Source organism: Anaerosporobacter sp., assembly GCF_965301125.1.
This window is the reverse complement of sequence record NZ_CBDLAM010000133.1, coordinates 1-11,127: the sequence shown is the minus strand read 5'-3', so window position 1 is coordinate 11,127 and position 11,127 is coordinate 1. Positions and strand designations below refer to the sequence as shown.

Here is an 11,127-nt window from a genome sequence, read left to right as displayed (position 1 = left end):
CTAGAATGGTGTGAATGCATTGTGTTTGCAGACAGAAGTATTATATACATAATTAACCTTTTTATAGTAATTAAAATTGATGGGAGGGAATTCATATGATAAGGAAATGTGTAAGATGTGGAACTGAGATGTTAGAGGATAACGATTTAAAAGTAGAAGGAGCAGGGTATGGGATTGTTTTTACCAAAGGGCGAAAGGTATTCGGAAAACGTTTAGGAAAACCAAGCATCGCAGTCTGTCCAAACTGTGGGGAAATATCAATGTACTTAAATGATGTTTCAAAGTTAAATGAATAATTTACGGTAATTCGGAGGATTACGGTTTTCAGATAATTCGAGTGGCAGTGGATTGATGAAAGCATTGCACACATGGCAGCAGTAGATTTGGAAGTTGTTTTTCAAAAATTTGATATCAAAAATGTCAGACTGCGTAGATTTCTATATTCATTACAAGTGGCATTCGTATCAAAAGATTATGAATTAGCAGATGAGATTATTAGAGACTTACTCGCATGTGGAGGTCGTAAGTTGCCTAATAAAAAATAGATATGGCTACTTTTGACCTCCATTCATGTTGAGATATGTGTCAAATTGTATTGAAAATGGCAATACCTTTGTATTGTATTTTGCTAAAGCTAATGCCAATCCGAAAGCCAAGTTTTGTTGTTAGCAATAGCAGTTACTACTTCCACACCAGATTTAAAATTGTCAAAGGTTCCTTTGTTAATTTCGTCGATAGTTTTACTTAATAGTTTTTCGTAATAGGCTTCAGGTGTTAGATCATCTGTGGCTTGGAGAGGATGCTGTTGGGATTCAGTAGAGGCCATTCGTGTATACTCGTTTTTTACTTGGTTTATGAGATTATCACGATTCATATAATTTACTCCTTTTCATAATAAGTTTAATTTATTGTTATCATAATAGAGTTATTATTTGCTGGTAAAAGATTTTTATTCAGATTTTTATCAAGCTTGCTAGATTAAGGTTTCTGTAGTGGTAGAACTCGTTAGAGATTAAAGTCATTTGGACCGACTAGTTTGCAGCTTAGAGAATTAGAATCTGACGGAGTAGTAAGAAGTTGACAAAATATAATTTAAATGTTATATTCAAGTTGTTAAATAAACAGGGGAGCTTGTAATGGCAGGCTGAGAGGAAGTAATTAACTTCGACCCTATAACCTGATTCGGATAATGCCGACGTAGGAAGTCAAAGTTGATTTTTTCGGAGATACCGCTTCAGGGTGTCTCCTATTTTTATGTAAAATTTTCGATTAGAAAGGAGCTGGAGTTGCTTTTATTACAATGGAGATCGTCGCTGTAATTGCCGATCTCACTGATAATTGAAAGGAAGTATTAAATGAAAAGTCAAACAAAAAAATTATGTATAGCGGGTATTTTGTGTGCTTTTGCAGTTGTAGGAAGTATGGTTGGTATTCCTGTATTTGGAAGCAAATGTGCACCTGTCCAACACATGGTAAACATTCTTTGTGCAATTACATTAGGACCTTGGTATGGAGTTGGAGTTGCTTTTGGAGCAAGTTTTATCCGCAACCTTTTAGGACTGGGAAGTCTTATGGCGTTTCCAGGTAGCATGTTTGGAGCTTTGCTCTGTGGAATTGTATATTGGAAAACAAAAAATATTCTTGTAACTCTTATTGCAGAAGTGTTTGGTACTGCCATATTGGGAGGACTATGTGCCTATCCTGTTGCTATTTTCTTAATAGGAGTAGATGTGGCAGATATTGCATTTTATACATACATTATTCCATTTTTAATTTCCACAGTAGGTGGAGCAATTTTATCAGTAATATTTATTAATGCATTAAAGAAATTAGGAGTACAAAATTTATTTATGGAAGGTTAAGACGGAGGAAAGACATATTATTGTGTTCAGGCACTTTCACTGCAAATTTTAAGCGTTTCATTAGAGGAGTAAAAGATTATGACTATTATGGAAAGACTATTATATGTGACAAAAGAAATATGGGAGGAGTATAATAAGCACCCATTTGTTATTGGTATTCAGGAGGGAACATTAGATAGAAAGAAATTCAAATATTATATTATTCAGGATTATCTTTATTTAGAAGAATATGCAAAAGTATTTGCCATCGGTATTGCAAAAGCAAAGAGCCCAGAATTAACAAAGTTATTTTCAAACTATGTTAATTTACTAACAGGAAGTGAAATGGATATCCATAGAGGATATATGGGAAAATTTGAAATATCGCAACAGGAAATAGATGAAACTCCAAGGGCATTAGATAATTTATCGTATACTTCTTATATGCTTAGAGTAGCATATGAAGAAGGTGAGGCTGAGATTTTAACTGCTATCTTATCTTGTGCATACAGCTATGAGATTATAGCTAAAAACATGATAAAAAATAATCCAGATTCTCAAAATCATTCATTCTATGGTGAGTGGATTCAAGGATATGCTAATGAACAGTATAGTGAAGAAAATAAAGTTCTAATCAATACATTAGAAAAAATAACAAGTGATTATTCCGAAGAACAAATGAATCATCTTATTGATATTTTTGTTGCATGTTCCAGATACGAATTGGCATTTTGGGATTTGGCATGGAATATGTCCTTGTAAAGACAATGTTCCTGATGGGATTATGCGAAAATAAATTAAATAGTGGTTATAAGCAAGTTATAGGGACATATGAATCATATAAAAATGATTTGTATGTCCCTTCTTATATATTAGATATAGGTAAAAGCTATAACAACCCATAGAAAACAACTATTAGTATAACATGGAATAATCGTTGACATATCCATTATGTTACAATATAATCTAATCTAAACATAGTAATCATATAAAAATACTATGAAAATAGGGGATATAATGATATGAAAAAGTGTGTGCGACACCTCCTTTTATATTATCAAAAATTTTAGGCAATTGTCTTTATTAAAAATTAATGAAGCAGGAGGTAATGGTTTTGATTCGATTGGAAAATGTAAGCAAGCGCTTCGAAACAGAAGGCAGATTAGTAGAAGCAGTCAAGAACATAAACCTGTATATGGAAAAAGGAAAAATATACGGAATTATTGGTTTTTCAGGTGCGGGAAAATCAACATTAGTAAGATGTATCAATCTATTAGAACGTCCTACAGAAGGGAAAGTTTATATAGAGGATACAGAATTAACCAGTCTTTCGGATAAAGAACTAAGGGAAAAGAGGAAAAAAATAGGTATGATATTCCAACATTTCAACCTGTTTGCCTCGAGAAATGTTTTTCAAAATGTGGCATATCCACTTCATAAAAGTGGATTAAGCAAAGCACAAATAAAGAACAAGGTTAATGAATTATTAGAACTGGTAGGACTTTCCGATAAGGCAGAAGCATATCCTTCTCAGTTAAGCGGAGGACAAAAACAAAGAGTTGCTATTGCGAGAGCCTTGGCGAATGATCCACAGATTCTATTAAGCTATGAATCTACCAGTGCATTAGATCCACAAACTACTAAATCAATATTAAATCTGTTAAAAGAGTTAAATGAAAAGCTTCAAATTACAATTGTTATTATTACACATGAAATGCAAGTGGTTAAGGAAATATGCGATAAGGTATATGTAATGGATGATGGAGAAGTGGTAGAGGAGGGTGATGTCTTCCAGGTATTTGCCAATCCTAATAAACAAATAACAAAGGATTTTGTAGATAGTACCTCGAATTTGTCCAAAATTCATGATTTGATTGACAGGAATCGTTCACCTATTCAATTATCATCAGGAGAATGCATCCTTAAGTTTAAGTACATAGAAAGAAATGCATCGGAGGCCTTAGTTTCCCAAATATCCAGACAATTTCATTTAGATGTAAATATAATTTTTGGTAATATCGAGCTGATAGGTGAGAATCCCATTGGTGGATTAGTATCGATTGTAAGAGGTGAAGCGAATAATATACGAGATGCTGTTACATATCTGAAAAATAAAAATGTAGGAGTGGAGGTGATTTTAGATGGAGGAATTTTTAAATAAAATAATACCGAATGTAATGACGAAGTTACCAGACTTCTATCGGAGTATAGAAGAGACCTTGATTATGTTGCTTTGGTCTGGGGTGATAGCTCTTATCTTGGGACTACTTTTGGGAATTATCCTATCAGTAACCAAAAAAGGAGGTATTCTGGAGAATAAGGTAGTATTTCAAATTTTAGATAAAACAATCAACTTCCTTCGATCCATTCCTTTTATTATTTTACTTTTTGCTTTAATACCATTAACCAGAATGATAGTGGGAACAGCTATAGGCGTGAAAGGAGCAATAATTCCTTTAGTTTTTGGTACGGTGCCCTTTTATTCCAGGCAAATTGAAACAGCGCTTGCAGAGTTAAACCCTGGTCTAATTGAAGCAGCGGCATCTATGGGATCAGGAAAGATAGAAATTATTTTTCGTGTATATTTAAGAGAATGTATTGGTGGTATTGTAAGAGGTACTACGATAACTGCCATAAGCTTAATTGGATTAACTGCCATGGCAGGTGCTGTAGGTGCAGGTGGGATAGGAGATTTTGCTATACGTTTTGGATATCAGAGAAATCAGATTGATGTTACATATGTATCGGTTATTATCTTGGTGTTATTAGTTAATCTGATTCAAATAATAGGTAACATTATTGTGAAGAAAAATAGTCATTAACAAAGGAGAAGAAAATTGTCATTACATAACAGAAAAGCTATTATTATCGGAGCTGGGCATGTTGGTTCACATGCAGGATATGCCCTTGCTTCCCAAGGAATTGTCGAAGAAATCGTTTATATTGATATTGATGTTAGCAAAGCTAAAGCACAAGCATTGGATATCTATGATTCTACAGTCTATTTGCCACAACATGTAACGGTGAGAGCAGGTGATTATGAGGATGCAGCTGATGCAGATATATTGGTTGTAGCAGCAGGACCTCTACCTAGCATAGAAGGTGGTCAGACTCGTATGGATACGTTAGGACAGACGGTAGATATATTGAAGGAAGTGATTCCGGGTATCAAACAATCAGGATTTTCAGGCATCATAATCAATATATCAAATCCGGCAGATGTAATTACTCATTATATACAAAATCAATTACAGTACCCACCAGAAAGGATTTTTTCCACAAGTACTACTCTCGACTCAGCCAGGCTAAGAAGAGTAATATCAGAGAAAATTGGAATCGACCAAAAATCTATCTATGCTTATGCATTAGGTGAGCACGGAGAAAGTCAAATGGTTCCATGGTCAACGGTTACCGTTGCAGGGAAACCGATACTTGAGCTAGTAAAGGAAAGACCAGAAAAATATGGTGATTTGAATTTTGAAGAGTTAGCAGACCAAGGAAGACTTGGTGGTTGGAAAATCCTTGAGGGAAAAGGCTCCACTGAATTTGGAATTGGTGCCTCCCTTGCAGAGGTAGCTAGAGCTGTCTTAGCTGATGAAAAAAGAATTTTGCCGGTATCCGTTTTACTAAATGGTGAATATGGCCATAAAGATGTATTCGTTTCAGTTCCGTCAGTAATAGGAAAGAATGGTGTGGAAGAAATTATTGAATTGCATCTATCATCTTCGGAACAGATTGCCTTTGATAAATCGGTTAAGGCATTACATGAAAATTTTGAATTAGCATTATCCTTATAAAATTGTAAGTAAAAAAATATGAAAAAAGAGGAGATATGATTATGAAAAAACAAAAAAGATTAAAGGTATTAACAATTGCATTGGTTATGGTGGTGTCAATATTAGCGACAGCTTGTGGAAAGAAGGAAGAATCAGGTAAGGGTACTGTTAAAATTGGTGTTGTTGGAGAAGCCAATGAAATGTGGGATCCAGTAATTGAAGAGTTGAAAAAAGAAGATATCAATATTGAATTGGTCGTTTTCACTGACTATACAACTCCTAACAAAGCACTAAATGATGGTGATACAGATTTGAATGCCTTTCAACATTATGCATACTTAAATAGTGAAGTTGAAGATAACGGATATAAACTTACAGCTATTGGAGATACCTTTATTTCTGCTATGAATATCTATTCCAATAAGATAAAGGATGTTAGTGAAATTACCGATGGTGCGAAGATAGCAATTCCAAATGATGCTACCAATGGAGGTCGTGCTCTGAAAATTTTAGAAGCAGCTGGACTTATCAAATTAAATCCTGATGCAGGCGATAGCCCTGAAAAAGCAGATATTACAGAAAATCCTTTAAATATCGAATTAGTGGAAGTTGATGCTGCTAATATATATGCCTTGTTACCTGATGTTACTGCAGGAGTAATTAACTGTAATTATGCTCTAGATAACGGTTTAAACCCTGGTGAGGATTCTATTTTTCAGGATAATGTCAGCATTTATGCTGGAAAGAGCTATGTAAATTTGATTGCAGCCAGAACAGAAGATGCTGACAATGAAATTTATAAAAAGATTGTGGAGGCCTATCAAACAGAAGCAGTAAAAGCAGTGTATGCAGATGAATTCAAGGGTGCGTATATAGCAGCATGGGATGAAAAATAAATCTCAGAACACACATCTTTAGGGAGGCATACATATGGATAATAAACTAAGAAAACTCTTAACAATTATTCCTGACACGGACAGAGTAATAACCGGAGATAGCATTGAGGAAGTTTATAAAAGTGATGTACTTGGAAGATTGAAAGGAACGGTATGGGCTGTAGTCCGTACCGTTTCTACTAATGAGGTGAGCGGGGTACTATCATTTGCTTTTGAAAACGATATACCGGTGACACCAAGAGGTGCAGGCACGAATCTTGTCGGTTCAACAGTTCCTCTAAGTGGAGGAATCGTTTTGGACTTAACCGCTATGAATAAAATTCTGGAATTAGACAAGGAAACATTTACAGCTACAGTTGAGCCTGGAGTAGTTCTACAGGATTTTCAGGAATATGTAGAGAAAGAAGGCTTTTTCTATCCTCCTGATCCCGGAGAAAAGACAGCAACTATCGGGGGAAATATTAGTACCAATGCTGGAGGAATGCGCGCAGTCAAATATGGAGTAACCAGAGACTATGTGATGGGGCTAGAAATCGTACTGGCAGATGGTAGAGTTCTTACAGTGGGCAGTAAAAATATCAAGGATAGCTCTGGTCTATCCCTAAAGAATTTAATTATTGGTTCGGAGGGAACTTTGGCAGTTATAACAAAATGTATTCTTAAGGTTATACCGAAACCGCAAAGTTCTGTCAGTGTACTTGTGCCTTTTAACAGTTTAGATAAGGGAATAGAAAGTGTACAACATATTATTAATCAAAATGCAAATCCTACAGCGATTGAATTTGTTGAAAGAAAGGTTATTAAACTCGGTGAAGAATTTCTACAACTTTCCTTTCCTTACCCTCAGGCGAAAGCTTATTTAATTCTAACTTTTGACGGATATGAAGAAGAGATAGAGAGAAATATCAGACGCATTGAAGAAACGGTAAGAAAACATGGCGCATTGGAGTTTTTACGTTTAACAGATAAGGAGACAGCTGCTAATGTCTGGAGGATACGAGGTGCATTAGTTAAGGCTGTTGAGGCAGTATCGGAACAGGAGCCTGTAGATATTGTAGTGCCAATAAATAAAACAGCAGAATTTGTGGAATTTGTAAATAAATTATCAGAAAAGACAAATATGCAGATGATCAGCTTTGGACATGCAGGGGATGGAAATGTACATCTGTGTGTATTGAGAGGAAATCGTTCAGAAAGTCAATGGGAAGATGAACGAAAAGAAAATATGGATAAAATATATACAAAAGCGTATCAACTCGGAGGTCTGACATCAGGTGAACATGGTATTGGCATCAGCAAGAAGCGTTACTATCTCAAAGAAACAGATAAAACCAATATTGATGTCATGAATGCGATTAAGAATTCGCTAGACAGTAAGCATATCTTAAATGACCATAAGGTTTATATGCTGTAGAAAAATTAGGTATTTGCAAAACTCTCATTATATGTATCTGTTTCTTGGCTGACGTATTATAACTAAGAAACGATAGCGAAACACCTTTAGTACTTCTTAGTGTGTACTAAGTAACCTAGGAATGCCAGGCACGGATGCCTGGCAAGCCTGAGCTGAGGCAGGATGCCGAATCGATGGCGGTTCCGTATCATTTGGATAACTTAACAAACACACTTAGAAGTACTTAGGTGTGTAGTGTGTTTCGTGTTATAATACGCCAGCTAAGAAACTTAGAAATCATATATTGAGTTTCGCAAAACCTATTTAACAAAATAATAAGGAGGACTCCACATGCAGGAACTTAGCAGAAGAACAGCTGATTTTACTGATTCCGTTATACGAAGAATGACTCGAATATCGAATCAATATAATGCTATTAATTTATCACAGGGCTTTCCAGATTTTGATCCACCTAAGGAAATTACTGATAGACTGGCTGAAATAGCAGCAATAGGACCACATCAGTATGCCACGACTTGGGGGTCTCAAAATTTTAGAGAAGCATTGGCGAAAAAGCAAGAAAAATACATGGGGGTTTCGATTAATCCAGAAACCAATGTTGTTGTAACATGTGGTAGCACGGAAGCTATGATGGCGGCTATGATGACAATCACGAATCCGGGAGATAAGGTTATCGTCTTTTCTCCATTTTATGAAAACTATGGAGCAGATACTATTTTGTCTGGTGCAATACCTATTTATGTTCCATTGATTGAACCCCAATTTACATTTGATGCTAATGTTCTTGAGGATGCATTTAAGCAAGGGGTAAAAGCATTGATTTTATGTAATCCCTCCAATCCCTGTGGAAAGGTTTTTTCTTGCAAGGAACTTCAACTCATTGCAGAATTAGCTATAAAATATGATGCTTATGTGATAACCGACGAGGTATATGAGCATATTATCTATGAACCTTTTGAGCATGTGTATATGGCTTCTTTACCTGGAATGTGGGAAAGAACCATATCTTGCAGTTCTTTATCAAAAACCTATTCGATTACTGGATGGAGACTTGGTTATGTAATTGCTCCTCCAGAAATTATAGATAGAGTCAAAAAAGTACATGATTTTTTAACAGTGGGAGCAGCGGCTCCTTTAATGGAGGCAGCAGTTGTAGGTCTCAATTTTCCAGAGGAGTATTATAAGAATCTACAGGCTCATTATACACACATGAAAAACCTGTTCGTAAAAGGTCTACAAGATATCGGTTTTAACTTTGTAGAACCACAGGGAGCTTATTATGTCATGGTGGATATTAGTGAATTTAAGAGAGAGAATGATCTGGAATTTTGCGAAAGATTAGCAAAGCAAGTTGGTGTAGGTGCTGTACCTGGTTCAAGCTTCTTTAAGGAAGATATCAATCATTTAATTCGCTTTCATTTTGCAAAGCAGGATGAAACATTACTGAAGGCTCTAGATCGCTTGTCAGATATCAGAAAGAAATTATAAATAGTAAGGAATCATAAATAGAAAGAAATCATAGACTTACATAGTTTGCTATTACATAAAAAAGGTTGGCTTGAACGCTAACCTTTTACTTTATTATATGAGTACTTTTTTGTCGAGATAATATAATTGACAGACTAGTTTCGTGGGAGTACTATGTGACTTAACAGATAAGATCGGAAAAGTATAAAGGATGTGTTTATCAATGGTAATTATTTATGAATCAAAAACGGGTTTTACTAAGAAGTATGCTAATATGCTTGCTACAAAGACTAAACTAAAGATTTTCTCAGTAAAGGAAATTTCAAAAGTTAAACAAGACGAAGATATTATTTTTCTTGGCTGGTTGAAAGCAGGGAAGATACAAGGTCTTAATAAGATACGAAAATATAACATAAAAACTGTTTGTGGATCGGGTAGTGGAAGAACCGCTGAACCCTCAAGCGATGCTATTATTGCACGGAATAAGATTGAAGGTATACCATTTTTTTATCTGCGCGGTGGATGTTTTCCACTAAAAGAGTTGAAAGGCATGGATAAAATCATGTTGTCTATCTTTTTAAAGATGCTTAAAAATCGTAAGGAAAAAGACGAAAGAATTGAAGAAGCTATCTCTAACATTGAAAACGGTTTTGATGGTGTAAAAGAAGAAAATTTAGGACCTGTTCTGGAATGGCTTAAAAATCAGGAAGTTGGTAAATAATCGAATAAATCCTCTATCTCTCCTTATTACAGGGTGATAGAGGATTTTTCTTTCGACATACAGATACCAATAGTTTTATATGAATGCAAGTTCTACTGATGTCAAAGGAAACATTGGAGCTTATACCTGAACAGCAAGAAGAATTAATTAAATTACATAAAAGAAATTGACGAAAAGAAAATAATTTTATAGAATAATAAAGGTTTTAATTGATACTATTTACAGAGATTATGCTACACGTAGTTTTAATGGGGCGAGATAGACTGTATTAGTTTTTATGTATAGAAGGAGATTACAAATGGAATATATTTGTGTGAGTGGTCATATTGACAACATGATAAATGAGGCTGTAAAGAAATTAGATAAATGCTCATTTATCATGTATTCTGCTGATGATAGGCGTTTCAAAGAAATTAGTGAACGATTGTACGAAGCATTGCCAGATTGTAAAATGATAGGAACTACTGGTATTATGTTAACCCATAACGCAAGTATGGCAGAAGGAATTTCAGCGATTGGATTTTCGGAAGATGAGGTGGAAGTCTATGTAGGTGCTTTACGCGAAGCTTCTACATGTCCTGTCAAATATCTTCCCGATTTGACTCAGAAAGTACATATGATTGATAAAAAATATCAAGATAGTATATGTATTAATTTTTCAACAAACAATGAAGAAAAAATTGTATCTACAATGAAGATCAGTCTAGATGGTTCAAAGGTTCGTCTCTTAGGTGGAACAGCAGGAAATACGAGAGATGGGGAGGCAAAAAAGGTTGCGTGTAATGGCTAAGTTCTAACAGATGCCTCAGTATATGCCGTGATTGGAAGTAAAATTGGTAAAATTAAAATTATCAAGGAGAATCTCTTCCGTCCGAGACAGAAAATGCATGTAGTTACAAAGGTATCCGATGACAAGAGAACTATCATTGAAATCGATAATCGTAAAGCAATGGATGTGTATCAAGAAGAATTAGGATATACCGATGCAACGATTGAAGAAGGCGTATTCCGT

14 protein-coding genes and 1 riboswitch are annotated in these 11,127 nt (G+C 35.1%); of the genes, 13 read left to right on the top strand and 1 reads right to left on the bottom strand.

Annotated features, from left to right (window positions below):
• Positions 1 to 95 precede the first annotated feature (95 nt).
• Together ACW2QF_RS13825 and ACW2QF_RS13820 are read left to right on the top strand one after the other, a co-directional pair.
• Positions 96 to 296 (top strand): hypothetical protein, encoded by a 201-nt coding sequence (locus ACW2QF_RS13825; RefSeq protein ID WP_455716593.1) that lies wholly within the window; start codon positions 96 to 98, stop codon positions 294 to 296.
• Positions 297 to 368: 72 nt separating this feature from the next.
• Complete coding sequence (locus ACW2QF_RS13820; RefSeq protein WP_455716592.1) at positions 369 to 545, top strand: hypothetical protein; 177 nt, start codon at positions 369 to 371, stop codon at positions 543 to 545.
• An 89-nt stretch (positions 546 to 634) separates the two neighbouring features.
• Here ACW2QF_RS13820 and ACW2QF_RS13815 read toward each other — a convergent pair whose 3' ends face one another.
• Positions 635 to 874 (bottom strand): hypothetical protein, encoded by a 240-nt coding sequence (locus tag ACW2QF_RS13815; protein WP_455716591.1) that lies wholly within the window; start codon positions 872 to 874, stop codon positions 635 to 637.
• A gap of 239 nt (positions 875 to 1,113) precedes the next feature.
• Positions 1,114 to 1,221: riboswitch (TPP riboswitch) on the top strand.
• A gap of 134 nt (positions 1,222 to 1,355) precedes the next feature.
• Between ACW2QF_RS13815 and thiW the strand changes: the two genes are divergently transcribed.
• The 11 genes from thiW to ACW2QF_RS13760 all read left to right on the top strand — a co-directional run.
• Positions 1,356 to 1,862 carry an energy coupling factor transporter S component ThiW gene (gene thiW, locus ACW2QF_RS13810; protein WP_455716590.1) on the top strand — a complete coding sequence of 169 codons (507 nt, stop codon included), beginning with the start codon at positions 1,356 to 1,358 and terminating at the stop codon, positions 1,860 to 1,862.
• A gap of 78 nt (positions 1,863 to 1,940) precedes the next feature.
• Entirely contained in the window at positions 1,941 to 2,603 is a 663-nt protein-coding gene (gene tenA / locus ACW2QF_RS13805; protein WP_455716589.1) for a thiaminase II, read from the top strand.
• A 352-nt stretch (positions 2,604 to 2,955) separates the two neighbouring features.
• Positions 2,956 to 4,002, top strand: a complete 1,047-nt coding sequence (locus ACW2QF_RS13800) for a methionine ABC transporter ATP-binding protein (protein ID WP_455716588.1) — start codon at positions 2,956 to 2,958, stop codon at positions 4,000 to 4,002.
• Positions 3,983 to 4,663 carry a methionine ABC transporter permease gene (locus ACW2QF_RS13795; RefSeq protein WP_455716587.1) on the top strand — a complete coding sequence of 227 codons (681 nt, stop codon included), beginning with the start codon at positions 3,983 to 3,985 and terminating at the stop codon, positions 4,661 to 4,663. The genes ACW2QF_RS13800 and ACW2QF_RS13795 overlap by 20 nt, the downstream gene beginning before the upstream one ends.
• Before the next feature lie 15 nt (positions 4,664 to 4,678).
• Positions 4,679 to 5,638 carry an L-lactate dehydrogenase gene (locus ACW2QF_RS13790; protein WP_455716586.1) on the top strand — a complete coding sequence of 320 codons (960 nt, stop codon included), beginning with the start codon at positions 4,679 to 4,681 and terminating at the stop codon, positions 5,636 to 5,638.
• Between the two features lie 41 nt (positions 5,639 to 5,679).
• Entirely contained in the window at positions 5,680 to 6,513 is an 834-nt protein-coding gene (locus ACW2QF_RS13785) for a MetQ/NlpA family ABC transporter substrate-binding protein (RefSeq protein ID WP_455716585.1), read from the top strand.
• Between the two features lie 34 nt (positions 6,514 to 6,547).
• Positions 6,548 to 7,927: an FAD-binding oxidoreductase gene (locus ACW2QF_RS13780; protein ID WP_455716584.1), complete on the top strand. Its 1,380-nt coding sequence runs from the start codon at positions 6,548 to 6,550 to the stop codon at positions 7,925 to 7,927.
• Between the two features lie 330 nt (positions 7,928 to 8,257).
• A complete protein-coding gene (locus ACW2QF_RS13775; protein WP_455716583.1) occupies positions 8,258 to 9,415 on the top strand; it encodes a pyridoxal phosphate-dependent aminotransferase in 1,158 nt (385 codons plus the stop codon).
• A gap of 202 nt (positions 9,416 to 9,617) precedes the next feature.
• The gene (locus ACW2QF_RS13770) at positions 9,618 to 10,115 is read left to right on the top strand and encodes a hypothetical protein (RefSeq protein WP_455716582.1); all 498 of its coding nucleotides are present in this window, start codon (positions 9,618 to 9,620) and stop codon (positions 10,113 to 10,115) included.
• 298 nt (positions 10,116 to 10,413) lie between these two features.
• Positions 10,414 to 10,905: an FIST N-terminal domain-containing protein gene (locus tag ACW2QF_RS13765; RefSeq protein WP_455716581.1), complete on the top strand. Its 492-nt coding sequence runs from the start codon at positions 10,414 to 10,416 to the stop codon at positions 10,903 to 10,905.
• A 27-nt stretch (positions 10,906 to 10,932) separates the two neighbouring features.
• A partial coding sequence (locus ACW2QF_RS13760) for a hypothetical protein (protein WP_455716580.1) occupies positions 10,933 to 11,127 on the top strand: 195 nt, incomplete at its 3' end.

Bases quoted from the DNA above. Each gene is read 5' to 3' on its own strand.
- ACW2QF_RS13825 (WP_455716593.1), top strand. From the start codon at position 96: ATGATAAGGAAATGTGTAAGATGTGGAACTGAGATGTTAGAGGATAAC.
- ACW2QF_RS13820 (WP_455716592.1), top strand. From the start codon at position 369: ATGGCAGCAGTAGATTTGGAAGTTGTTTTTCAAAAATTTGATATCAAA.
- ACW2QF_RS13815 (WP_455716591.1), bottom strand. From the start codon at position 874: ATGAATCGTGATAATCTCATAAACCAAGTAAAAAACGAGTATACACGA.
- thiW (WP_455716590.1), top strand. From the start codon at position 1,356: ATGAAAAGTCAAACAAAAAAATTATGTATAGCGGGTATTTTGTGTGCT.
- tenA (WP_455716589.1), top strand. From the start codon at position 1,941: ATGACTATTATGGAAAGACTATTATATGTGACAAAAGAAATATGGGAG.
- ACW2QF_RS13795 (WP_455716587.1), top strand. From the start codon at position 3,983: ATGGAGGAATTTTTAAATAAAATAATACCGAATGTAATGACGAAGTTA.
- ACW2QF_RS13785 (WP_455716585.1), top strand. From the start codon at position 5,680: ATGAAAAAACAAAAAAGATTAAAGGTATTAACAATTGCATTGGTTATG.
- ACW2QF_RS13780 (WP_455716584.1), top strand. From the start codon at position 6,548: ATGGATAATAAACTAAGAAAACTCTTAACAATTATTCCTGACACGGAC.
- ACW2QF_RS13775 (WP_455716583.1), top strand. From the start codon at position 8,258: ATGCAGGAACTTAGCAGAAGAACAGCTGATTTTACTGATTCCGTTATA.
- ACW2QF_RS13770 (WP_455716582.1), top strand. From the start codon at position 9,618: ATGGTAATTATTTATGAATCAAAAACGGGTTTTACTAAGAAGTATGCT.
- ACW2QF_RS13765 (WP_455716581.1), top strand. From the start codon at position 10,414: ATGGAATATATTTGTGTGAGTGGTCATATTGACAACATGATAAATGAG.